The organism is Arthrobacter sp. SE2 (assembly GCF_058244265.1).
In genome coordinates this window covers 148,770-171,087 of sequence record NZ_JBZAYA010000001.1, presented here as the reverse complement: position 1 = coordinate 171,087, position 22,318 = coordinate 148,770, and the positions used below count along the sequence as shown (strand labels likewise).

The 22,318-nt window shown below is 62.5% G+C and carries 22 protein-coding genes; 20 read left to right on the top strand and 2 right to left on the bottom strand.

The annotated features are described in order from the left end of the window. Window positions 1-2: 2 nt before the first annotated feature. From thrB to AC4CS3_RS00810, 6 genes are all read left to right on the top strand, one after another. Complete coding sequence (gene thrB, locus AC4CS3_RS00835) at window positions 3-977, top strand: homoserine kinase (protein ID WP_490781796.1); 975 nt, start codon at window positions 3-5, stop codon at window positions 975-977. A gap of 301 nt (window positions 978-1,278) precedes the next feature. Next, complete coding sequence (gene rho / locus AC4CS3_RS00830; RefSeq protein WP_490781795.1) at window positions 1,279-3,441, top strand: transcription termination factor Rho; 2,163 nt, start codon at window positions 1,279-1,281, stop codon at window positions 3,439-3,441. A gap of 177 nt (window positions 3,442-3,618) precedes the next feature. Then, the gene (gene prfA / locus AC4CS3_RS00825) at window positions 3,619-4,692 is read left to right on the top strand and encodes a peptide chain release factor 1 (RefSeq protein ID WP_028264759.1); all 1,074 of its coding nucleotides are present in this window, start codon (window positions 3,619-3,621) and stop codon (window positions 4,690-4,692) included. 18 nt (window positions 4,693-4,710) lie between these two features. After that, entirely contained in the window at window positions 4,711-5,583 is an 873-nt protein-coding gene (gene prmC, locus AC4CS3_RS00820; protein WP_490781794.1) for a peptide chain release factor N(5)-glutamine methyltransferase, read from the top strand. Between the two features lie 12 nt (window positions 5,584-5,595). Continuing rightward, window positions 5,596-6,408 carry an L-threonylcarbamoyladenylate synthase gene (locus tag AC4CS3_RS00815; protein WP_490781793.1) on the top strand — a complete coding sequence of 271 codons (813 nt, stop codon included), beginning with the start codon at window positions 5,596-5,598 and terminating at the stop codon, window positions 6,406-6,408. After that, window positions 6,405-7,202: a WecB/TagA/CpsF family glycosyltransferase gene (locus AC4CS3_RS00810; protein ID WP_490781792.1), complete on the top strand. Its 798-nt coding sequence runs from the start codon at window positions 6,405-6,407 to the stop codon at window positions 7,200-7,202. Before AC4CS3_RS00815 ends, AC4CS3_RS00810 begins: the two co-directional genes overlap by 4 nt. On the opposite strand, the gene AC4CS3_RS00805 is transcribed toward AC4CS3_RS00810, so the two are convergent. Further along, complete coding sequence (locus tag AC4CS3_RS00805; protein WP_441411730.1) at window positions 7,199-8,095, bottom strand: glycosyltransferase; 897 nt, start codon at window positions 8,093-8,095, stop codon at window positions 7,199-7,201. The genes AC4CS3_RS00810 and AC4CS3_RS00805 overlap by 4 nt on opposite strands. 213 nt (window positions 8,096-8,308) lie before the next feature. Between AC4CS3_RS00805 and AC4CS3_RS00800 the strand changes: the two genes are divergently transcribed. The 14 genes from AC4CS3_RS00800 (at window position 8,309) to AC4CS3_RS00735 (ending at window position 21,794) form a co-directional block, all read left to right on the top strand. Beyond that, window positions 8,309-9,418, top strand: a complete 1,110-nt coding sequence (locus AC4CS3_RS00800; RefSeq protein ID WP_441411731.1) for an MraY family glycosyltransferase — start codon at window positions 8,309-8,311, stop codon at window positions 9,416-9,418. 128 nt (window positions 9,419-9,546) lie between these two features. Then, window positions 9,547-10,035: a Cg1360 family ATP-synthase-associated protein gene (locus tag AC4CS3_RS00795; RefSeq protein WP_441411732.1), complete on the top strand. Its 489-nt coding sequence runs from the start codon at window positions 9,547-9,549 to the stop codon at window positions 10,033-10,035. Continuing rightward, window positions 10,022-10,360, top strand: coding sequence for a hypothetical protein (locus AC4CS3_RS00790; RefSeq protein WP_490781791.1), 339 nt, complete (start codon window positions 10,022-10,024; stop codon window positions 10,358-10,360). Before AC4CS3_RS00795 ends, AC4CS3_RS00790 begins: the two co-directional genes overlap by 14 nt. A gap of 81 nt (window positions 10,361-10,441) precedes the next feature. After that, entirely contained in the window at window positions 10,442-11,242 is an 801-nt protein-coding gene (atpB, locus tag AC4CS3_RS00785; protein ID WP_236811724.1) for a F0F1 ATP synthase subunit A, read from the top strand. A gap of 82 nt (window positions 11,243-11,324) precedes the next feature. Then, a complete protein-coding gene (atpE, locus tag AC4CS3_RS00780; protein WP_028264751.1) occupies window positions 11,325-11,543 on the top strand; it encodes an ATP synthase F0 subunit C in 219 nt (72 codons plus the stop codon). A gap of 54 nt (window positions 11,544-11,597) precedes the next feature. After that, on the top strand, window positions 11,598-12,158 hold the full coding sequence (locus AC4CS3_RS00775) for a F0F1 ATP synthase subunit B (RefSeq protein ID WP_236811722.1): 561 nt from the start codon (window positions 11,598-11,600) through the stop codon (window positions 12,156-12,158). Beyond that, window positions 12,158-12,985, top strand: coding sequence for a F0F1 ATP synthase subunit delta (locus AC4CS3_RS00770; protein WP_490781790.1), 828 nt, complete (start codon window positions 12,158-12,160; stop codon window positions 12,983-12,985). Before AC4CS3_RS00775 ends, AC4CS3_RS00770 begins: the two co-directional genes overlap by 1 nt. Window positions 12,986-13,068: 83 nt before the next feature. Then, window positions 13,069-14,706 carry a F0F1 ATP synthase subunit alpha gene (gene atpA / locus AC4CS3_RS00765; protein ID WP_234748626.1) on the top strand — a complete coding sequence of 546 codons (1,638 nt, stop codon included), beginning with the start codon at window positions 13,069-13,071 and terminating at the stop codon, window positions 14,704-14,706. A gap of 93 nt (window positions 14,707-14,799) precedes the next feature. Continuing rightward, window positions 14,800-15,687 (top strand): F0F1 ATP synthase subunit gamma, encoded by an 888-nt coding sequence (locus AC4CS3_RS00760; protein ID WP_234747857.1) that lies wholly within the window; start codon window positions 14,800-14,802, stop codon window positions 15,685-15,687. Between the two features lie 86 nt (window positions 15,688-15,773). Further along, window positions 15,774-17,228, top strand: a complete 1,455-nt coding sequence (atpD, locus tag AC4CS3_RS00755) for a F0F1 ATP synthase subunit beta (RefSeq protein ID WP_490781789.1) — start codon at window positions 15,774-15,776, stop codon at window positions 17,226-17,228. A gap of 1 nt (window position 17,229) precedes the next feature. Next, window positions 17,230-17,514, top strand: a complete 285-nt coding sequence (locus AC4CS3_RS00750; RefSeq protein ID WP_059387616.1) for a F0F1 ATP synthase subunit epsilon — start codon at window positions 17,230-17,232, stop codon at window positions 17,512-17,514. Window positions 17,515-17,524: 10 nt separating this feature from the next. Continuing rightward, window positions 17,525-17,956: a DUF2550 domain-containing protein gene (locus tag AC4CS3_RS00745; protein ID WP_437770756.1), complete on the top strand. Its 432-nt coding sequence runs from the start codon at window positions 17,525-17,527 to the stop codon at window positions 17,954-17,956. 5 nt (window positions 17,957-17,961) lie between these two features. Continuing rightward, window positions 17,962-19,236, top strand: a complete 1,275-nt coding sequence (locus tag AC4CS3_RS00740; RefSeq protein ID WP_490781788.1) for an alpha/beta hydrolase — start codon at window positions 17,962-17,964, stop codon at window positions 19,234-19,236. Window positions 19,237-19,301: 65 nt separating this feature from the next. Next, window positions 19,302-21,794: a bifunctional lysylphosphatidylglycerol flippase/synthetase MprF gene (locus AC4CS3_RS00735; RefSeq protein ID WP_490782095.1), complete on the top strand. Its 2,493-nt coding sequence runs from the start codon at window positions 19,302-19,304 to the stop codon at window positions 21,792-21,794. 73 nt (window positions 21,795-21,867) lie between these two features. On the opposite strand, the gene AC4CS3_RS00730 is transcribed toward AC4CS3_RS00735, so the two are convergent. Continuing rightward, window positions 21,868-22,071 carry a cold-shock protein gene (locus AC4CS3_RS00730; RefSeq protein WP_028264741.1) on the bottom strand — a complete coding sequence of 68 codons (204 nt, stop codon included), beginning with the start codon at window positions 22,069-22,071 and terminating at the stop codon, window positions 21,868-21,870. Window positions 22,072-22,318: the final 247 nt, after the last annotated feature.

Below are 22,318 nucleotides of genomic sequence, written 5' to 3'. Positions count from 1 at the left end.
GAGTGGAAACCACGCAGCCCACCGCGACCGGTCTTAAGCTTGTCGCGGCAGGCCAGCAGCTGACCGTCAGGGTCCCGGGCACCAGCGCCAACCTGGGTCCCGGCTATGACAGCCTCGGCCTGGCATTGTCGATCTACGACACCCTGACTGTCGAAACACTCACCACCGGAGAGCTCGAGTTCGAGCTCTCCGGTGAGGGAGCAGACACCCTTCCTCGCGATGCCAGCCACCTGGTTGTGCGCGCCCTCAACACGGCCTTGGAACGACTCGGTTTCCGGCACAGCGGTCTCAAGATCACCGCGGACAACGTCAACCCGCACGGCCGCGGACTTGGCTCCTCGGCCTCGGCGGTGGTTGCTGCCGTTACCGCGGCCAACGCCTTGGTGCCCGAACCCGCCCAGCGTGACCGCGAATGGATCCTGCAACTCACGAGCGAGATGGAAGGGCACCCGGACAACGTCGCACCCGCGATTTTCGGCGGACTGGCCCTGTCATGGCAGGACAGCGAGCAGTACAGCAGCACCCGCGCAGAAGTGATTCCGTCGGTCATCCCGATCGTCGCCGTGCCTGACTACGAACTGTCCACCGAGACTGCCCGCGGTTTGCTGCCCGCTTCCATCGGCCACCACGCAGCAGCGATGAACTCAGGACGCGCGGCGCTCCTGATCCACGCGTTGACGGCCGACCCCCGTTTCCTGCTTCCGGGAACCGAGGACTACCTGCACCAGAGTTACCGCGCAGAGGCAATGCGGCCGAGTGCGGCGCTGATCAAGGCATTGCGGTCTGCGGGCCATGCGGCTGTCGTTTCGGGAGCGGGACCCACAGTTCTGGCATTGGCCAACGGTGCGGACGAAGCCGGGGCGATTGCCGAATTGATTACCTCGTTCACCGCGGACAACACTCCGGACGTTGCTTGGCGTGTGATGACACTGGCAGTGGACGTTGAAGGTGCTAGAGTGGACTTGCACCGGCGGTAGAACCGCGGGCAGTTCCCTGACATTGGATCCCGGCTAAATGCCGTTCCCGTCTCCTACTGTGTCGAAGTCTGCCGGTGTCGTCTCCTTATCGGCCTGTCGCAGGTGCCACAGAACCCTTTCTGTTACCCGAACCGTCAGCCCGCGCCCCGCCCGCCGGAGCATCGAAGACGTATTAGTATCCGGCCCTGCTGAAACTAAACCGGCAAGACCGAAATCACGGCTGCAGATCTGAACTGCAGTCCAGAACAAATCATCGCGTCCAGCTCTAGGTCTGGACGCCGTCGAGGGGGAAGGATCCTTCGTGACAGAAACCACTGAGCTGGCTTCAGCTGTGGACACAACATCTTCTGCAGCTGAATCAACGGCTGCAACCGCTAAGAGCAGCGGCCTTGCAGGCCTCAAGCTCGCGCAGCTCCAGGCTCTCGCCAGTCAGCTGGGCATTTCGGGCGGATCCCGGATGCGCAAGGGGGACTTGGTCTCGGCTATTTCGGCCCACCGTGCCGGTGCAACCACCAGCAAGGCTCCCACCGCGGCCAAAGCCGTGGCAGCAAAAGCCGCACCTGCAGCCCCGGAAGCTGAGACCTCAGCTGCACCTGCCGCAGGATCCACCGAAGCTCCTGCGCAGGACGGCACCCGGGCACGTGGCCGTGGCCGAAGCCGTCGCGCTACGAGCGATGGTGTTGTTGCCGCTCCTGCCGCCGCGGAAACCGCGGAAGCTCCCGCCGTCGCCGTCGAGGCTGCTGCCGCTCCCGTCGCCGAAGCAAGCGAGGCCGCCGGCGAACGCCGCCAGCCGCGCACGCGGAACCGTCGTCGTGGCGAGGCCGCTCCTGCGGAAGCTGGTGAAGCCGGTGAGAACCGCGCCGCCGAGCAGCCCCAGGCCGAACAGCCCCGCGTAGAGCAGCGTCAGGCGGACCAGCGTCAGCCCGAGCAGCGCCAGCCGGAACAGCGTCAGCCCGAGCAGCGCCAGCCGGAGCAGCGCCAGCCGGAGCAGCGTCAGGCCGATCAGCGTCAGGCACAGCCGCGCCAGGGAGACCAGGCTTCGGTCGAAGCCGGCGAACCCGGCCAGCGCGAACGCCGCGACAACACCCGTACGCGTCGTGAAGACACGAACGAGGGCGATGACACCGGCAACCGCCGCAATCGTCGCAACCGCCGCGACCGCAACGATCGCCAGGGTCCGCAGGACAACCGTGACAACCGCGACGGAAACACCCGCAGCGACCGCTTCCGCGACCGCAACGAACGCCGCCGCGGCCGCGGACAGGGACCGGACGTCGACGATGTCGAGGTCACCGAGGACGACGTCCTGCTGCCGGTTGCCGGCATCCTGGATGTACTCGAGAACTACGCGTTCATCCGCACTTCCGGTTACCTGCCCGGCGCAAACGACGTGTACGTGTCCCTCGCCCAGGTCAAGAAGTACAACCTGCGCAAGGGTGACGCCGTCGTCGGCGCAATCCGCGCCCCGCGTGACGGCGAGGACCGCAGCCAGCAGACCGCGCGCCAGAAGTTCAACGCGCTCGTCCGCGTCACGTCGGTCAACGGCAAGACGCCCGAAGAGCTCAAGGACCGCGTCGAATTCGCCAAGCTCGTCCCGCTGTACCCGTCCGAGCGCCTGCGCCTCGAAACGGATCCCAAGAAGATCGGCCCGCGCGTCATCGACCTCGTGGCCCCGATCGGCAAGGGCCAGCGCGGCCTGATCGTCTCACCGCCCAAGGCCGGCAAGACGCTCATCCTGCAGTCCATCGCCAACGCGATCACCACCAACAATCCTGAGGTCCACCTCATGATGGTGCTCGTCGACGAACGTCCTGAAGAAGTCACGGACATGCAGCGCACCGTCAAGGGTGAGGTCATTGCCTCTACCTTCGACCGTCCCGCCGATGACCACACCACGGTTGCCGAGCTTTCCATCGAACGCGCCAAGCGCCTCGTGGAAATGGGCATGGACGTGGTGGTCCTCCTGGATTCCATGACCCGCCTGGGCCGCGCCTACAACCTGGCAGCACCGGCCTCCGGCCGCATCCTGTCCGGTGGCGTCGACTCCGCTGCACTCTACCCGCCGAAGCGCTTCTTCGGTGCTGCGCGCAACATCGAAAACGGTGGCTCGCTGACCATCCTGGCAACCGCGCTCGTGGAGACCGGTTCCAAGATGGACGAGGTCATCTTCGAAGAGTTCAAGGGCACGGGCAACATGGAGCTCCGCCTGTCCCGCCAGCTGGCGGACAAGCGCATCTTCCCGGCCGTGGACGTCAACGCTTCGGGTACCCGTCGCGAAGAGAACCTTCTTTCGGCCGAAGAAGTCAAGATCATGTGGAAGCTGCGCCGCGTCCTGTCCGGACTCGAGACCCAGCAGAGCCTTGAACTCCTGACCAACAAGATCCGGGAGACCGGGAGCAACGTAGAGTTCCTCATGCAGGTTCAGAAGACGACTCTTGGAGCCAAGTCGGATAACGACAAATAGCTGTTTTAGGGGCGGGTGCTGGTTCGTTCGTGCGGTTGATTCCGCGCGGATGTTCCGCCCCCGCCCCTTCCCGTTGCAACGCGGGGTCACTTACGGCCCATGCCGGGGGCCTGGATGGGCCGTAAGTGACCCCGCGTTGCAGTTATTAGACTTGTAGAAGTCGAAAGAGGTTTTGAAATGTTTGAGTCCGTACAGGGATTGCTTGATGAGCATGCTGCTATCCAGGCGCAGTTGAGTGATCCTGCCGTTTATGCCGACCAGGCTTTGGCCCGCAAGTTGGGGCGGCGCTCTGCCCAGTTGCAGGGCATCGTTGAGGCGTACAACCGTTGGCGCGGGCTCATGGACGATCTCGAAGCAGCCAAGGAAATGGCTTCCGAGGACGCCGAATTTGCCGCCGAGGTGGACGAAATCGAGGCGAAGCTTCCGGCCGCGCAGGAGAAATTGCGGCGTTTGCTGATCCCCCGCGATCCCGACGACGCACGCAACGTCATTCTTGAGGTCAAAGGCGGCGAGGGCGGCGACGAAGCTGCGCTGTTCGCCGGGGACCTGCTGCGCATGTACATGCGTTATGCGGAGTCGCGCGGCTGGAAGACCGAGCTCATCTCGGCCACGGAATCGGATCTGGGCGGCTACAAGGACGTCCAGATGGCCGTCAAGGGCAACTCGAACGATCCCGCTGAGGGCGTTTATGCCCGCTTGAAGTTCGAAGGCGGCGTGCACCGCGTCCAGCGTGTCCCTGTCACCGAGTCGCAGGGCCGCATCCACACTTCCGCGGCAGGTGTACTGGTTCTCCCGGAAGTGGATGAGCCGGAGGAGCTCGAAATCAACCAGAACGACCTCAAGATCGACGTCTACAGGTCCTCGGGTCCCGGCGGCCAGTCCGTCAACACCACGGACTCGGCAGTCCGCATCACCCACCTGCCCACGGGCATCGTGGTGGCCATGCAGAACGAAAAGTCCCAGCTCCAGAACCGCGAAGCCGGCATGCGCGTCCTCCGTGCCCGTATCCTGGCCCACCAGCAGGAGCAGATCGACGCCGAGAACTCGGCCCAGCGCAAGTCGCAGATCCGCACCATGGACCGTTCGGAGCGCATCCGTACATACAACTTCCCGGAAAACCGGATTGCCGACCACCGTACCGGCTACAAGGCCTACAACCTCGACGCCGTCATGAACGGTGACCTGGAACCGGTCATCCAATCGGCCATTGAAATGGACGAACAGTCGCGCCTGGATGCCCTGGGCGAGTAACAGCCTGCAAGGATCTCCATGACGCTCTTTCCGGGCCAACGCCTCGCCGACGCCGTCCGCGAGGCAACAACCATCCTGTCCGACGCCGGAGTCCCCACTCCGCGCGTGGACGCGGAACTCCTCGCGGAACATCTTCTGGGTGTCGGCCTCGGCCGCCTGCGCGCCATGCTGCTTGGTGATTCCGCCGCCCCGGAAGGGTACGCGGACTTGGTGGCCGAGCGCGCCCAGCGCGTTCCGCTCCAGCACATCACCGGCGTCGCGCACTTCCGCTATCTCACGCTCGCCGTGGGCCCCGGCGTGTTCATTCCGCGGCCGGAAACGGAATCCGTCGTCCAGCTTGTCATCGACCACCTCCAGGGACTCGAGCACCCCAAAGTGGTTGATCTTGGCACCGGCTCCGGCGCCATCGCAGCCTCGATCGCCCACGAAGTACCCGGGGCCGAGGTCCACGCCGTCGAATTCAGCACGTTCGCCCATGCCTGGGCCGCGAAGAACCTGAAGCCTCTCGGGGTGAAGCTCGTTCAAGGCGACCTCAGGAATGCCTTGCCCGAACACGACGGAACTTTCGACGTCGTCGTTTCCAATCCGCCCTACATCCCGGCTGAAGCAATTCCGAACGAACCTGAAGTGGCACTGCACGATCCGCCGGAGGCGCTATACGGCGGGGGAGCGGACGGAATGGAGCTTCCGACGGCGGCTGCCGCCTCGGCTGCGCGGCTCCTCAAGAGCGGTGGCTACTTCGTGATGGAGCATGCGGAGGTGCAGGCAGGGTGGATTTCTGAACATCTGAAGTCTGCAGGCTGCTGGACGCAAGTCGCCACCCACCTCGATCTCAACGGCAAGGAACGTGCCACGAGCGCAGTATTGGCAATCGACGCCTCGCGGGAATGAAAGAATAGCGCTGTGACCACAAGCTACAACTGCACGTCAGAGGAACAACGCGCCGAAGGCCTGGAGCATGCGCGGCGCGCCATCAGCGAGAAAAAGTGTGTCGTCATGCCGACGGACACCGTCTACGGCATTGCCGCTGACGCCTTCTCGCCGCAAGCCGTGACCATGCTGCTTGTCTCGAAAGGCCGTGGCCGCCATATGCCGCCACCGGTGCTGATCCCGCGGCTCAACGCGCTGGACGGGCTGGCGACCGATGTATCGGAAGAAGCCCGCAAATTGGCAGAAGCCTTCTGGCCCGGCGGCCTGACGCTGATCTTCCACGCCCAGCCGTCCCTGGATTGGGACCTGGGGGAGACCCGCGGAACCGTGGCCCTGCGCATGCCTGACGACGAAATTGCGCTCGAACTGCTCAACCGCACCGGCCCGCTGGCTGTGTCCTCGGCAAATCGCACCGGTCAGCCGGCAGCGCAGACAGCCTCCGAGGCGAGGACCCAGCTTGCTGAATCGGTCGAGGTATACCTTGAGGGCGGCTTCCGGCCTGTCGAGGGAACCGAGTCCGTGGCGTCCACGATTGTCGACGCCACCACCCTGCCGCTCCGTGTGGTCCGCGATGGTGCCATTTCCTTGGAACGCCTTCGCGAAATTGTTCCCGGAGTGCTGGCCCTTGGAGAAACCGCGCCTGAAACTGAATCGGCGACTGAAGCCGCGCCGGAAACTGCAGCGGCGCCTGAAACAGCCCCTGAAACCGAACCGGCGTCTGAGACAGAAACGGCCCCGGGGGAACAAGCCGGAACTGTTGTCCACACGGAGACCAGGGCCGAATGAGCCTGGTCCGGGATCGTGTTCCCCTTCTGGACGTAGATGTCACCGCACTATGCGCCGACGAACTCATCGAGGCCATCAGCGGGTACGTTTCGGACGGCACCACCAAGGTTGTCCTTGGACACAATCTGCACAGTGTCACGCTGTTTCATTCGAGCCCGGATTTCCGCCGCCTCTATGAACGCAGCGATGTGGTGCTCATGGATGGTGCGCCTGTCGCCATGCTCTGGGGACTGGGACGCCGCACCGGCTCAAGGGACGATGGCGCGGGGTTGATGGAATACCGTTTGGGATCCACTGACTGGGTGCCGGCACTCGGCGGCGTCGAAGGACTCCGCCGGATCGCCGTCGTGGGCGCCGGCCCCGAGGCCAACAGCAAGACGGTGGAGCGCCTCCGCAAAATCGTGCCCGGCGCCGAGGTCTCTGGGCGGCCCGGTGAGAATTGGGACGATGCCAGCGAAGAGGCCGCCGTCGCCTGGCTCGCGGAATTCCGGCCGCAGCTCGTGCTTCTTGGCCTTGGAATGCCATTGCAGGAATCGGTCTTGCACCGCCGCTTGGACGAGCTTCCGCCTGCGGTCTACTGCACGGTCGGCGGCGCCATCGAGCAGCTGGCGGGCCTCCAGAAGCTCGCTCCACGCTGGCTGGGCCGTCTCGGGCTCGAATGGGCCTGGCGGCTCGTCCTGCATCCGGGACGCGTCGCTTACCGTGTCTTCGGTGAGCCGTGGGTGCTCCTCGGGCTGCTGGTCCGCCGTCGGCTTTCCCGCAGGAACGGCACGCCGCGCCCGGTGGGCCGTTAGAACTTCTGGTCCTCCAGCGGGCCGAAGCCCTTTTCCCGCAAACCGGCGGAGAATGCCCTGAACCATTCGGCGAGCCCGCGGAAGTCACCGCGGGGGAGGAAGTAGCCCAAGTAGCCTCCGACGTCGGCTACCATCGACTTGCCGCGGCGGTAGCGGCGGATCAAGTAGCCCCGGTTGCGGTAGTAGAAGTAGCGCTTGAAGGCAGAATCCGGCACGATCACGTGCCAGCGCGCGCCGAAGACGTGCTTTGTTTCGGAGAACGCGTGCGGGTGGGTGATCCACGCCGTCGCGACCGTACCGAAGCGTATCCCGGCTTTCCTGAGGCGGATCATGAAGTCCACCTCATCGCCCCGGATGAACAGCCGGATATCCGGCACTCCGACTTTGAAGAAGACATTGGAACGGATGAGCGCACCGTTGAAGAAGTGCCCGACGTCGGGCAGGAACCCCGCCTTCTCGACTTCGGCGCGCTCGTGGGTCACCTTGCCGTCAATCCGGAAGAAGAAGGAAAGCTTGTCCGGGTGGCCGGGGGCCACGACAAGCGGAACGACTGCATCAAGTCCACGGGCCTCCGCTTCGCGAACCAGGGTTTCGAGACAGGCCGGATCGCCGGGCTCGGCGTCATCGTCCATGATCCAGACCCACTCGGCGCCGCTGGCCACCGCCTTGAGGATCGCAAGGGCGAAGCCCCCCGCGCCGCCCAAGTTCGCCTCCGAGCGGACGTAATCCACCTTTGGATGGCTTGACGCAAGCTCCCGCGAAGGAACGGTCCCGCTGTCCACGAGGCAAATCGTGTCCACGGCCATGGACTGCTTGTTGATGGCGTCGAGCAGGACTGCTAGCTCTCCGGGGCGGTCAAAGGTCACAGCCGCTACGGCAACGGAGACAGGCATGTAGGGTTCCTTCCGGGCAGTTGCGGGGAGGGTCCTCCCGGCTCGCCCTAGGGGCGCGTGAAACGGAGCAAAGCCGCCGTAACCGCTAGTATCTTGACAGAGTCCAACTGTAGTACAGCAATATTCGGCGGTGCGCAGAGGTGTTGCAGGTGTTGTGCCGGCAGCTAGTCGCCAGGGACAGAATCCACCGCCACCGCCAACAGGAGCCGCCACGTGATCATGTATTCCCTCATGATGCTCACGGCTGCCGTCGTGTCGTACCTCGCTACGTGGGTAGCCCGCCAGATGGGTAACAGACTTCGGCTTTTCGCCCCCATCCGCAGCCGGGATATGCACTCGGTGCCGATTTCCCGACTCGGTGGCCTGGGACTCTTCGCCGGCTTTGCCGTGGCCCTCGTGGTAGCCAGCAATTCGTTCTTCGTGAAGGACATATTCCACGGGAACGGTGCGCCGTGGGGAATCCTGGCAGGTGCCCTTGTGATCGTCGCGGTGGGTGTCGCCGATGACGTGATGGACATCCGCTGGTGGGTCAAACTGATCGGCCAGTGCACAGCCGCTACGATCGTTGCGGTCTGGGGAGTGCAGATGTCCGTGATTCCGTTTGTTCCGGAACCCATACGGATTGAGGCGGAGCCGTTGCGGATCGTCCTGACCGCTCTCCTCATTGTGACCACCATGAACGCAGTCAATTTCATCGACGGCCTCGACGGCCTGGCGGCCGGCGTCGCCGCAATCGGCGGGGTTGCGTTCTTCCTGACGGCGTATTGGGTCCACCGCAATGCAACGCTCACGGACCGCTCGGACCTGGCGGCGCTGCTGATGGCGATCATCGTGGGTTGTTGCATCGGATTTCTGCCGCATAATTGGTTCCCGGCCAAAATCTTCATGGGCGATTCCGGCGCCATGCTTCTGGGCCTCGTGATGGCTTCGGCCGGTGTGGTGTCAACGGGCCAGATCAGTTCAGGACTTTACGACCGCGCCAATGGTATTCCGACCATCGTGCCAATCCTTCTGCCGTTCGCTATCCTGTCGCTACCGTTGCTGGACCTAGGCCTGGCGGTGTTGCGACGGACCGCCCGCGGCCAATCGCCCTGGTCGGCTGACCGCGGTCACTTGCACCACAAGCTCATCGAGCTCGGCCACACCCACCGCACGGCGGTGCTGATGATGTACGTCTGGACCTGCATTCTGGCGTTCGGAGGCCTCGCGTTTGCCATCTTCCCGTGGCAGATGGTCCTCACGGTCGACATCGTGGCCGCGCTGATCATGGCCGGAGTGACAGCCTGGCCATACTTCGTCCGAAAAGGGCGCGCAGTCCAGTAGACGGTGTGTGACGAAGGCGTTAACATCACAGTTCTATCTCATGTAGAATTCTAGGGCGGACAGTCACTCGCCCGCGCACCCACCCTTTTTGAGACTTTGGCATTTTTGCCACGACGATTGGCATCCCCATGACCTCCAACGCCGGCGGACAGCAGTCCGACTCGAGCGGCGTTGCTGCCCCCCGCTCCACCTCTTCGCTGTGGCTGCGGCTTCTTTTCCTCAGCTCGACGACGGCGGTGGCGGCTCTCGCTGCGACGGCGGCTGTTGCGGCGGTCATGAACGGTGGCGTAGGAGTGCTTTCTGCCGCATTCGGCGGTGCGATCGTGATGGCTTTTTTTGCCATCAGCCTCCTGATCGGCCATTTTGTCGGCAGGGATAACCCCTCCGGCGCGGTTGGCCTTTTCGTTGCCAGCTACTTTGTCAAGGTCGTCGGCTTCGCGGTGGTGCTGTTCGTGTTGGGAGCCCCCGCATGGCTGCACGGACGCTGGTTCGTGATCGGCGCCGTCGTCACGGTTGTCTCGTGGCAAGCCGCCGAGATCTACGGCTTCAGCAAGGCCCGGCTCCAGATCTACAACGACCCCGCAGCAGGCAAAGGGGGCGACGATGTTCACTCCTAGGAACAAGCGACGCTCCGCTACACCAAATGCCCCAAAACCCGGCGATTCCACTGCGCAAGTGAGCGACGGAAGCGACGGCGGATACAACGCCGGCATCGCCGTCTTCAGCTACATTGTTGGCGGAATCATAGTCTGGAGTTTGATAGGCTGGGGTCTGGATAATCTGTGGGGGACTCGCTGGATTGTGCTCCTTGGCGCTCTGCTTGGAGCCGCAGGAGGGTTCTATCTTTCCCATATGCACGGCCTCACAAGTCATCGCTCGTCTTCCGGTGGAAGCAAAGCAGACAGTGGTCCGTCCCAGGACGGGGACAGTAATGCCAAATAATTTCACACGGGAAATGGCTGCAAGAAACGCGGCCGGATCCTCAACAACGCCCAATGATGGACACTGCAGAGAGGAAACGCGTTGATCGCGCTTGCGCTCCCGGCCCAGGATTCAGGGACCTTCACTCCTCCCGGAATCGACCAAATGCACCTGCCGGCTATCCTGCCGTGGGGTGCGAGCGATGGCTTCTCCAAGCAGATGTTGCTGGTGATCCTGTCGGTCGTCCTTATCGCTACATTCTTCATCCTCGCTGCGCGCAAGCAGCAGCTGGTTCCCGGCAAGCTGCAGTTCGCGGGCGAGATGGCCTACGGCTTCGTCCGCAACAGCATCGCCAAGGACATTATCGGCGGACGCGACTTCATGAAGTTCGTGCCCCTTCTGTTCTCGCTTTTCTTCTTCATCCTGGTGAACAACATCTACGGCGCCATTCCCGTGATCCAGCTTCCGAGCTTCTCGCACGTCGGCGGGGCCTATGTGCTGGCCGCAGTTGTGTACGTCACCTGGATCGGCATCGGCATCAAGAAGAACGGCCTGAAGTACTTCAAGCTGGCCACTGTTCCTTCCGGTGTTCCGTGGTACATCCTGCCGATCGTCGTGCCGATCGAGATCATCTCCAACTTCATGGTCCGGCCGGTCACCCACAGCCTTCGTCTCTTCGCCACCATGATGGCAGGGCACCTCATCGTGATGATCGCCGGCTCCGGCATTGAGTTCCTCGTCATGCAGGAAAACGTCCTTCTCAAGGGCGCGTCCGTGCTGGTGCTCGTTGGCGCAGTCGCCATGTACATGCTTGAAGCCCTGATCATGGTGCTGCAGGCGTATGTCTTCACCCTTCTGACTGCGATCTACATTGAAGGCGCGCTCCACGCCGACAGCCACTAGGCACAACCCCTCAATCTTCCCCTCCGGGGGTTGAAGCAAACCAAACAACCTGCCGCGACTGCGGCATCTTGAAAGGAAAACAATGAACGGCGATATCAACGGCTCCCTTAACCTCATTGGCTACGGTCTCTCCGCAATCGGCGGTGGTATCGGTGTGGGTCTCGTATTTGCTGCTTACATCAACGGTGTTGCACGTCAGCCGGAAGCCCAGCGCGTGCTCCAGCCGATCGCGTTCCTTGGTCTGGCTCTGACGGAAGCCCTCGCCATCCTCGGCCTGGTCTTCGCTTTCGTTCTCAAGTAAACCGCTAAGAACCAAGCGAACATTCAGAACCGAGTAGATAAGGACGGGTGAAATATGAATCAGCAGATCATCTCAGCCGCCGCTCAAGGTGCCGCCGAGTCGGCTAATCCGCTCGTTCCCAACGTCTGGGAAATGGGCGTCGTCCTCGCTGGCTTTGCGGTCCTCTTTTACATCGTGGTCAAGTTTGTTGTCCCGATGTTCGAGAAGACTTTCGCCGAGCGCGCAGAGGCGATTGAGGGCGGCATTGCCAAGGCTGAAAAGGCCCAGGCAGAAGCTTCTGCAGCTCTCGAAGAGTACAAGCAGCAGCTCCACGATGCCCGCGCCGAAGCCAACCGCATCCGCGAAGAAGCTCGAGCCGAAGGTGCCCAGATCCTCGCGGAGCTGAAGACCAAGGCAGCAGCCGAGTCGGCTCGCATCACCGAGCAGGCGTACGCCCAGATCGAATCAGAGCGCCAGGCAGCTGTTGTCTCCCTGCGTTCCGAGGTGGGCACCCTGGCCACGACATTGGCAGAGCGCATCGTTGGCGAATCGCTCAGCGATGACGAGCGTGCCGCCCGCGTGGTGGACCGCTTCCTCGCAGATCTGGAGACCCAGAGCGCAGGTGCAGCTAAGTAATGGCAGGTGTATCGAGCGAATCGCTGACCAAGGCGCTGGAGCAGTTGGAAGCCACGCTTCCGACGGCCTCGCTGCAGTTGGCTAAGGATCTCTTCGGAATCCTGGGAACGGTGGACAGCTCGGCTGGCTTGCGCCGCGCCCTGACTGACCCCTCCCGCAGCGGAGAAGAAAAGTCGGCGCTGGTCAAGCAGCTGGTTGGCGGAAAAGTCTCCGCTGATGCTGCGGAAATCGCGAGTGGATTGGCCAGCTTGCGCTGGGCATCGGCACGCGATATCGGCGATGCACTCGAGACTCTTGCCGCCACGGTGGTCATTGCCGTGGCTGAAAACAAGTCGGCCGTTTCTGCCTCCGGAATCACGGGGCTGGAAGAGCTGGAAAACGATCTGTTTGCTTTCAACCAGACCGTTGCTTCCAGCCACGAGGTACAACGTGCTCTGGGAGAGTCGCAGGCAAGTGCTGCGGCCAAGATCGGCCTGGCGGAGAAGCTGCTTCCTGGTGGAAGCCCGGAAGCCCAGCTCCTCATCGGCCAGGCCGTGTCGCAGCCGCGCGGCGTCAAGCCGAGCAAGCTCATCGACAATTTCGCCAAGCTTGCAGCCAAGCGCCAGCAGCGCTGGATCGCAACTGTCCGCGTTACCCGTCCGTTGACGGATGCGCAGGCCAGCCGTCTGCAGGCCGGGCTTGATGCCCTCTACGGCCGCGAGCTGAAGGTCAACATCAGCGTTGATCCGACTCTGATTGGTGGAATCCGGGTCCAGGTGGGAGACGAAGTGCTTGACGCTTCCGTCGTAGCCCGCCTGTCCGAGCTCCGCCGGCAACTCGCTGGCTAGCCAGACAAGCACAACTTAACTGATACAAACACCGGTCATCGTGAGCAACGATGATCACGAAAACAGGAGAGCAGGGACTGCAGATGGCCGAATTGACCATCAACGCCGACGACGTCCGTAATGCGTTGAACGAGTTCGCGGCGTCCTACGAACCCGGAAACGCAGAGCGCGTAGAGGTCGGCCGCGTGACCGCCGCAAGTGACGGCATCGCCCGTGTTGAGGGCCTTCCCTCGGTCATGGCGAACGAGCTGCTTCGCTTTGAAGACGGCACCCTGGGCTTGGCCCAGAACCTCGACGTCCGCGAAATCGGCGTCATCATCCTCGGTGACTTCACCGGTATCGAAGAGGGCCAGGAAGTCCACCGCACCGGTGAAATCCTGTCCGTCCCGGTAGGCGACGCCTTCCTGGGCCGCGTAGTCGACCCGCTGGGCATGCCGATCGATGACCTCGGCGAGATCAAGGCCGAGACCACCCGTGCACTGGAACTCCAGGCTCCGGGCGTGACCCAGCGTAAGTCGGTGCACGAGCCCATGCAGACCGGTCTCAAGGCTATCGACGCCATGATTCCGATCGGCCGTGGCCAGCGCCAGCTGATCATCGGTGACCGCCAGACCGGCAAGACCGCCATCGCAGTGGACACCATCATCAACCAGAAGGCCAACTGGGCTTCGGGCGATGTCACCAAGCAGGTTCGCTGCGTTTACGTCGGTGTCGGCCAGAAGGCTTCCACCATTGCCGCTGTCCGCCAGACCCTGGAAGACCACGGCGCGCTGGAATACACCACCATCGTGGCTTCCCCGGCATCCGACCCCGCCGGCTTCAAGTACTTGGCTCCGTACGCCGGCTCGGCCATCGGCCAGCACTGGATGTACGGCGGCAAGCACGTACTGGTGATCTTCGATGACCTGTCGAAGCAGGCCGAAGCCTACCGTGCAGTGTCGCTGCTGCTCCGCCGCCCGCCGGGACGCGAAGCGTACCCGGGTGACGTTTTCTACTTGCACTCCCGCCTGCTGGAGCGTTGTGCCAAGCTCTCCGACGAGCTGGGCGCAGGCTCGATGACCGGTCTTCCGATCGTCGAAACCAAGGCAAACGACGTCTCGGCCTACATCCCGACCAACGTCATCTCCATCACCGATGGCCAGATCTTCCTGCAGTCGGACCTCTTCAACGCCAACCAGCGCCCCGCTGTTGACGTTGGCGTGTCCGTGTCCCGTGTTGGTGGTGCGGCACAGGTGAAGTCCATGAAGAAGGTCTCCGGTACCTTGAAGCTGGACCTGGCACAGTACCGCGACATGCAGGCGTTCGCGATGTTCGCGTCCGACCTTGACGCTGCTTCACGCCAGCAGCTGACCCGTGGCGCCCGCCTGATGGAACTGCTCAAGCAGGGCCAGTACTCGCCGTTCCCGGTCGAGGACCAGGTTGTGTCCATCTGGGCCGGTACAAAGGGCTACCTGGACGATGTCCCGGTTGAGGATGTCAGCCGTTTCGAGTCCGAGTTCCTGGAGCACCTCAAGCACAAGTCCTCCATCCTGACCACGCTGGCGCAGACCAACGTCCTGGACGACGACACCGCTGAAGCGCTGAAGTCCTCGATCATCGACTTCAAGAAGGGCTTCTTCGGAGAAGGCGACAACCGCTTGGTTGGTGCCGGACACGAAGAGCACGAAGCGATCTCCGGTGGCGAAGTCGACCAGGAAAAGATCGTCAAGCAGAAGCGCTAGAGCATTGGTTCCCGGGCCTGCGGAATCCGCAGGCCCGGGGCCTTCGCCAAAGCCTTAGCCGCTGATCCATCGGGATCTTAGGAAAGGAAATGTATGGGAGCCCAGATCCGGGTCTACCGCCAGAAGATCAGCTCGACGACGTCGATGCGCAAGATCTTCAAGGCGATGGAACTGATCGCTACCTCGCGCATCGGTAAGGCCCGCGCCCGCTTGGCAGCTTCACTGCCCTACGCAAACGCGATCACCCGCGCCGTTTCTGCTGTCGCAAGCCAGAGCGAAATCGATCACCCGCTCGTCACCGAGCCGGAGCAGATCCGCCGTGCCGCCGTCCTTGTTATCACCTCGGACCGTGGCCTGGCTGGTTCTTACTCGGCGAGCGTGCTCAAGCAGGCCGAAGGACTCAACGAACTTCTCCGAGCAGAGGGCAAGGAAGTCAAGACCTACTTGCTTGGCCGTAAGGCCCAGGCATACTTCGACTTCCGCAGCCGTCCGTACTCCCGCGTATGGACCGGCGGAACGGACGCACCGGAATTCAAGACTGCAAGGGAAATCGGCGCCGCTCTTCTCGAAGAGTTCGCCAACGACTTCGCTGAGGGTGGCGTGGACGAAATCCACGTCGTTTACACCCGCTTCAAGTCGATGGTGACGCAGGAGCCCACAGTTGTCCGTCTGCTGCCGCTCGAAGTTGAAGAGCAGACAGTCAGTGAGTCCGAGCTTTTGCCGCTGTACGAGTTTGAACCGGAATCGGAGCAGGTGCTTGACGCACTGCTGCCGCGTTACATCGAGTCCCGCATCTTCGCAGCAATGCTGCAGGCGGCAGCTTCCGAGCTCGCCGCCCGCCAGCGTGCCATGAAGTCGGCAGGCGACAACGCGACCGATCTGATCAAGAAGTACACGCGTCTGCGCAACACGGCCCGCCAGGCTGAGATCACGCAGGAGCTTTCCGAAATCGTGGCCGGCGCCGACGCCCTGAGCGCGTAGCCGCCGGTGTCTGGTTCGGCGCAAGCTGCACCTGCACCAAATAGATAAACTTAACCCCACGCCATCTACTGAGTGAAGTGAGAGAGATGACTGCCACCGCTACCGAGCACGTAGCTGCAACGGCCGGCGCCACCGGCCGCATTGCCCGTGTCATCGGCCCGGTTGTCGACGTCGAATTCCCGGCTGACGCAATCCCGTCGATCTACCATGCCCTTACCACTGAGATCACTCTCAACGGTGAGACCAAGACCATCACGTTCGAGACCTCCCAGCACCTGGGTGACAACCTCGTCCGCGCCATCGCCCTGCAGGCCACCGACGGACTCGTCCGCGGCACCTCGGTGCAGGACACCGGTGCCCCGATCTCCGTGCCTGTCGGCGACGGTGTGAAGGGCCACATCTTCAACGTTCTCGGCAAGCCGCTGGACGTTGACGAGTCCGAGATCCACGCTGACGCTTACTGGCCGATCCACCGCAAGGCTCCGGCCTTCGCGACCCTCGAGGGCTCCACGGAGATGCTCGAGACCGGTATCAAGGTCATCGACCTTCTCACCCCCTACATCAAGGGTGGAAAGATCGGTCTGTTCGGTGGTGCCGGTGTCGGCAAGACCGTTCTGATCCAGGAAATGATCACCCGTGTTGCCCGCAACTTCGGTGGTACTTCGGTATTCGCCGGCGTTGGCGAGCGTACTCGTGAAGGCAACGACCTCTGGGTTGAAATGGAAGAGGCAGGCGTCCTCAAGGACACTGCCCTTGTATTCGGCCAGATGGACGAACCGCCGGGAACGCGTCTGCGTGTGGCACTGTCTGCGCTCACTATGGCGGAGTACTTCCGCGATGTGCAGAACCAGGACGTGTTGCTCTTCATCGACAACATCTTCCGCTTCACCCAGGCCGGTTCCGAGGTCTCCACGCTGCTCGGCCGTATGCCGTCCGCAGTTGGTTACCAGCCGAACCTCGCCGACGAGATGGGCCTCCTGCAGGAGCGCATCACCTCGACCAAGGGCCACTCGATCACGTCGATGCAGGCTATCTACGTGCCTGCTGATGACTACACCGACCCGGCTCCGGCAACGACCTTCGCACACCTCGACGCGACCACGGAACTTTCCCGTGAAATCGCCTCCCGTGGTCTGTACCCGGCCGTTGACCCGCTGACGTCGACGTCCCGAATCCTGGACCCGCAGTACATCGGCAAGGACCACTACAACACGGCTGTCCGTGTGAAGCAGATCCTGCAGAAGAACAAGGAACTCCAGGACATCATCGCCATCCTCGGCGTTGACGAACTGTCCGAAGAAGACAAGATCGTCGTGTCGCGTGCACGCCGCATCCAGCAGTTCCTGTCCCAGAACACCTACACCGCCAAGCAGTTCACCGGCGTCGAGGGCTCCACCGTGTCCATCAAGGACACCGTGGAAGGCTTCACGGCGATTTGCGACGGCGAGCTGGACCACATCGCAGAGCAGGCGTTCTTCAACGTCGGTGGCCTGGATGACGTCGAGCGCCAGTGGGCCAAGATCCAGGAACAGACCAAGTAGTATGGCTGAGCTCGAGGTTGAGATTGTCGCAGCGGACCACTTTGTGTGGTCCGGTGCGGCCAAGATGGTCAAGGCCCGCACCAGCGATGGTGAAATCGGGATCCTGCCGGGCCACTCGCCGCTCCTCGCCATTCTGGCCGCGGGCGAGCTGGCCATCGAGCCGGTTACCGGAGACCGCCTTGCAGTAGTTGTGGACGGCGGGTTCTTCTCCGTCGACAACAACCGCGTGGTGATCGTCGCTGACAACGCCCAGCTGGGCGATTCAGCTACTGCGGGGATCCGATAGCAAGACCTTGATGGACGATTCTGCTATTCCGTTCATCGCCTTGGCAACGGCGTTTGCGTTGCTGATTTTTACACTGTGCCTCGTCGGGGTGCGCCGCTTCAATTTGCGGCGCGCCCTGGGCACAGTCGACGCCTCCATTTGCACGGCTGGAAACAGCTGGCGGATGGGGGTTTGTCGTTATCAGGACTCGGAGCTTGAGTGGTTTCGCCTGCTCTCGCTTAGCTTCCGTCCGAAACACAGCTTCCGCCGCAGCTCCTTGGAGCTCTTGGGTCGTCGGAAGCCCACGGAGGAAGAACGGACGAGGCTTCAGCCCGACGTCGTGGTAGTCGAACTCCAGCATGAAGGCCAGTCGTTCATGCTGGCAATGAGATTTGATGCCTACGCCGGGTTGTCGTCCTGGCTGGAGGCCGGCCCTGTGGTGGGCGTCGGCACCTGGCGCTGAGGACAGTGGAATTCCTGTACAACCTAAGCCTTGTGGATGGTCCGTTCTATTGGACCATCCTTGGCGCTGGAATTGCCGGGAGCGCATTCCTCCTGCTCCTGCGACGCGACCGGCGCTGGTTGCTTTCCATAGTTGTGTCGCTTGTCGTGGCAAGTGGAGTTGTCTCGGTGATCCATTGGCTGCTCGTCAACGTCCTCACCGTGTTCCCGGAGGATCTCCCCTTCGATGTCCTCGTTTGGTCGACGCTTGCCTTCTTCGCGTTGGCGCTCTTCCTTTTTCGGCTCCCCGGTTCCTCGTGGCGCGGCAGGAGCGCCGCAGGGGTCTCGTTCGTCGCCGTGCTGCTCCTCTCCGCTCTTCAGATCAACAGCTACTTCGGTCTCAACCACACGGCGGCTGATCTCTTCGGCCACAACGTGGGACGGATCCCGCAGCTTGAAGAAGGGTTCAAAAGGGGTTTTTCCCGAACCCTGCCAGTGTCACTGCCTGACGGGGGAATCGTCCGCAGGGCACCGATTCCCGGAATCGAATCCGGCTTCAAGGCCCAGGACGCTTTCATTTACCTGCCACCGGCCTACCAAGCCGCTGATCGCAGCCAACTACCCGTGCTGGTCCTGTTTGCCGGCCAGCCTGGACGTCCCGCCGATTGGTTGACCGGCGGCCTGCTTGAACCGGTCATGAATACCTTCGCCGCCCGGCACGGAGGCGTGGCGCCCGTCGTCGTGGTGGTCGATCCCAACGGGTCCGATACCGCAAACACCATGTGCATGGATAGCCGGATCGCACGTGCCGACACCTACCTCGCGATCGATGTTCCGCGCTGGATCAACTCGACGCTCGAGGTTTCCGCCGACCCCAGGAAGTGGGCGGTGGGCGGGTTCTCCTTCGGTGCAACCTGTGCCGTGCAGATGACCACGCTGCATCCGGAAATCTACCCTTCCTTCATCGCCTTCTCTGGAGAGCGGGAGCCTTCACTTGGTCCTGATCGCCAGCGGACCATCCAGACCGCATTTGGCGGGGACTCTGCCGCCTTCGACGCCCTCACGCCGTTGAACCTGATGAAACAGCGAAGCTACGACGGCCATGCGGGCTTCTTCGCCGTCGGGGCTGCAGACGGCGAATTCGTCCGTTACGCCACCGAGCTGGCGGCAGCTGCCCGCACTTCCGGGTTCGATATCAGGCATGCTCCAGTTTCCGGAGCGGGCCATTCGTGGGCCGTGGCCGTGCAACAGCTTCCTTCGGCAATGGAATTCCTGGCGCCCCGGTGGGGACTCGTCCAGTGAGTACCCAGGAATCCCAATTGTCCAAGGACCAGGCTGACCCCGAAGATGCCAGGCCCGCCCGGAAGATGGTGGCAACCCTTGCCCGGGCCATCCTGGGCAACGTGGCTGCCCATATTGGCGCGATCCCCTTCACGGTGATTGTGCTCGCGCTTTACCTTCTCGCTCCGGCGATCTTCGACTCCGATCTCGGGTACGGCCCTGACGTGTTGCGGCATCTTTCGAGCGTGAGCGGCGGAGGGTTGAAGGCGGGGGACTGGTGGTCCATCTGGACCTCTATGTTTTTTGCCGCCAACCCTCTCGACTACGTCATGAGCTCATTGTTGTTGGTCGTGTTGTTGGGTTCTTCAGAGCGCAAGCTGGGGTGGTTCCGGACCGCGGCGGGCTTCTTTGGCGGGCAGTTTGCCACGGTCACCGCCTTTTTGCTGGTGGTCCAGTTGGCAGCCTATGCCGACGACGGCTGGCTGGGACGGATGATGGATGCCAGGACCTCCGGGCCCCTTCCGGCGACGCTCTTCCTCTCGATGGCGGCCAGCGGCCTTCTACCGACCCTGTGGCGTCGGCGCCTGAGGGCGACTGTCGTGTCCGTGGCGCTTCTCTTGGTCCTGTACGTTGGCGACCCCTCGGCTGTCATGGCCCTGACCGGTGCAGTGCTCGGTCTGGGGGCTGGTCTGTGGCTCCAGCTCGACAACGGCATTCAACCGAGCCATCGGGCGACCAGGCGTGAAACGCGAAACCTGCTGTCCCTCATGGTGGCGATTTTCGGCGTCGGGCCCCTAGTGGCGGGTGCGGTGAGGAGCCCCGCGGGGCCGCTGGCGTTGCTCCGCGAAATGGTCCTGAACCCTGTTCCCACGCTCAACCAATTGCAGGCGAACTGCGGCGGAACCGTGGACATCAACTGCCTTCAACTTGGACGCCAGGGCTATCCCGGGCCCGCCGGCGTCGCCCTCGCGGTGGTACCCGCGTTGCTTCTCCTGATCTGCGCGGTCGGCATGCGCCAAGGAAGGCGCTTGGCGCTGAAAATCGCCATCGGCGTGCAACTTGGCGTGGTGGCGCTGTCCTTTGCCTACCTGGTGCTGTTTGCCAGCATTCCGCATTTTCCAGGACGGGGCCGTACCGTCGTCATGGGCTCCGCAGTGTTCCACATCCTGACCCTCGCCCTGGTTCCTCTGGTCCTGGCGGTTCTGCTTTTCCTGTTCAGGGGCAACTTTGTAGTGGGATCGAGGGCGCCGCTCCGCCGGAAGATGGCCTGGCTGGTTGGTGGTATGTGGCTCATTTTGGCGAGTGGCTACACCGGGGCCTGGCTCGGCTCGGGCGGTTTGGCGCACGACGGCGGCATCCTGGGGCTCATTGCGGAACTCGCCCGACAGTATCTTCCCTTGCCCATACCCACGGCTTTCGGCCGCGTGTTCGCAGAGCGAAGCGCTGCCGAGTCGATATTGTTCGCGTGGGCGGGGATTATCTTCTGGCTTGTGGCCATGGGCGCAGTGTGGACGCTCCTTCTCAAACGGCAGCACGGCCCCGGCGGTGACGATCCGGCTCGCTTGGCTGCCAGGGATTTGGTCAAGCGCGGCGGGGAGTCCCTGTCGTGGATGGCGTTATGGGAGCCGAACAAGTTCTGGTTCACCCCCGGAATGGACGCCGGTGTTGCTTACCAGCAGCACGGAAACGTCGCACTGACCCTTGCCGGTCCGTTCGGTGATCCCGCACAAGCCACTGCCGCGACCGAGGGATTCCTGGACTACTGCGCACACCATGCATTGGTGCCGTGCCTCTATTCCTGCACTGAGGAATTGTGGCCGATGCTGCAATCCACGGGATTTCGCCGAATTGCGGTTGCCCAGGAAACCCGGCTATCCATCCGCGACCTTGAGTTCACGGGCAAAGCGTGGCAAAACGTCCGCACAGCCAGGAACCGTGCACTGAAGGCCGGGATTGAAGCCCGGTGGGGGCGCTATTCGGAGTTTCCGCAACACATACGCTCCCAACTCGGCGAAGTGTCGGAAGAGTGGGCCGCCAGGAAAAAGGTTCCTGAAATGGGCTTTACCTTGGGTTCCCTCGACGAGCTGATGGACGATGAAGTGCTTTGCTGCATAGCTGTCGACGGCAAAGGGTTTGTCTACGGTGTCACCAGCTGGCTTCCGGTGTTCCGTGACGGCCAAGTGATCAGTTGGACATTGGACTTCATGCGCCGGCGCAGCGACGCCTTCCCCGGCATCATGGAATTCATGATTGCCTCGGCGGTCTACGAGTTGCGACAGGGAGTGGAGGTCATTTCCCTCTCGGGCTCGCCTTTGGCCGGGGAGACCGAGGAATTCTCCGGCGGGGAATCCGGTTTGGAGGGCATTCTCGACCTCGTTGGCAGGACCTTGGAGCCTGTTTACGGATTCCGCTCTTTGGCCCGCTTCAAATCGAAGTTCCAGCCGGAGTACAGGACTTTGTATATGTACTACCAAGACAGCCTGGAGATTCCCGCGATCGGCGCCGCGCTAAGCCGGGCATACTTGCCGGGGCTGTCCGTCCGGCAAACCGCCAAGCTTCTCCGCACCCTCGTCGCCTGAAACGGAAAAGGGGTCCCGCAACCTGTGCGGAACCCCTTCCCTGAATCTGCCAGGCAGAATTCAAGCAGTCAAACTAGACGGCGGTTACGCCGGTGGCCTGCGGACCCTTTGCGCCCTGACCGATCTCGAACTGAACACGCTGGTTCTCGTCGAGGGTGCGGAATCCGCCGGTCTGGATCTCGGAGTAGTGGACAAAGACGTCGCCTTCAGCGTCGTCCGGGGTAATGAAGCCGAAGCCCTTTTCAGCGTTGAACCACTTGACGGTGCCCAGTGCCATTTTTGTTTCTCCTCATTGTGGAACTATTAAGTCCGGCACACCGCGTGCCGGCCTCGGTTACTCCGCGAGAAGACCTGGTTTTCCGTCCAAGCAAGGCTTGGTTGGCTTCGCAGGAGCTTCACGCTCGCAACACGTCTTGCGAGCATGAATCACACCTACACAAAGACTGCTACAACACTTTCATGGCGGAAACTGGAGGTCAACGGTCTGCTGGGGAATTCCGACAAATTTTAAGTAAAAAGAAGGT

Excerpts from the sequence above, each read along its gene's own strand:
- AC4CS3_RS00805 (WP_441411730.1), bottom strand. The coding sequence starts at position 8,095 with ATGCCTGTCTCCGTTGCCGTAGCGGCTGTGACCTTTGACCGCCCCGGA.
- prfA (WP_028264759.1), top strand. The coding sequence starts at position 3,619 with ATGTTTGAGTCCGTACAGGGATTGCTTGATGAGCATGCTGCTATCCAG.
- AC4CS3_RS00730 (WP_028264741.1), bottom strand. The coding sequence starts at position 22,071 with ATGGCACTGGGCACCGTCAAGTGGTTCAACGCTGAAAAGGGCTTCGGC.
- prmC (WP_490781794.1), top strand. The coding sequence starts at position 4,711 with ATGACGCTCTTTCCGGGCCAACGCCTCGCCGACGCCGTCCGCGAGGCA.
- atpE (WP_028264751.1), top strand. The coding sequence starts at position 11,325 with ATGAACGGCGATATCAACGGCTCCCTTAACCTCATTGGCTACGGTCTC.
- AC4CS3_RS00735 (WP_490782095.1), top strand. The coding sequence starts at position 19,302 with ATGGTGGCAACCCTTGCCCGGGCCATCCTGGGCAACGTGGCTGCCCAT.
- AC4CS3_RS00790 (WP_490781791.1), top strand. The coding sequence starts at position 10,022 with ATGTTCACTCCTAGGAACAAGCGACGCTCCGCTACACCAAATGCCCCA.
- AC4CS3_RS00775 (WP_236811722.1), top strand. The coding sequence starts at position 11,598 with ATGAATCAGCAGATCATCTCAGCCGCCGCTCAAGGTGCCGCCGAGTCG.
- atpA (WP_234748626.1), top strand. The coding sequence starts at position 13,069 with ATGGCCGAATTGACCATCAACGCCGACGACGTCCGTAATGCGTTGAAC.
- AC4CS3_RS00745 (WP_437770756.1), top strand. The coding sequence starts at position 17,525 with ATGGACGATTCTGCTATTCCGTTCATCGCCTTGGCAACGGCGTTTGCG.
- AC4CS3_RS00810 (WP_490781792.1), top strand. The coding sequence starts at position 6,405 with ATGAGCCTGGTCCGGGATCGTGTTCCCCTTCTGGACGTAGATGTCACC.
- atpD (WP_490781789.1), top strand. The coding sequence starts at position 15,774 with ATGACTGCCACCGCTACCGAGCACGTAGCTGCAACGGCCGGCGCCACC.
- AC4CS3_RS00770 (WP_490781790.1), top strand. The coding sequence starts at position 12,158 with ATGGCAGGTGTATCGAGCGAATCGCTGACCAAGGCGCTGGAGCAGTTG.
- AC4CS3_RS00760 (WP_234747857.1), top strand. The coding sequence starts at position 14,800 with ATGGGAGCCCAGATCCGGGTCTACCGCCAGAAGATCAGCTCGACGACG.
- AC4CS3_RS00795 (WP_441411732.1), top strand. The coding sequence starts at position 9,547 with ATGACCTCCAACGCCGGCGGACAGCAGTCCGACTCGAGCGGCGTTGCT.
- AC4CS3_RS00750 (WP_059387616.1), top strand. The coding sequence starts at position 17,230 with ATGGCTGAGCTCGAGGTTGAGATTGTCGCAGCGGACCACTTTGTGTGG.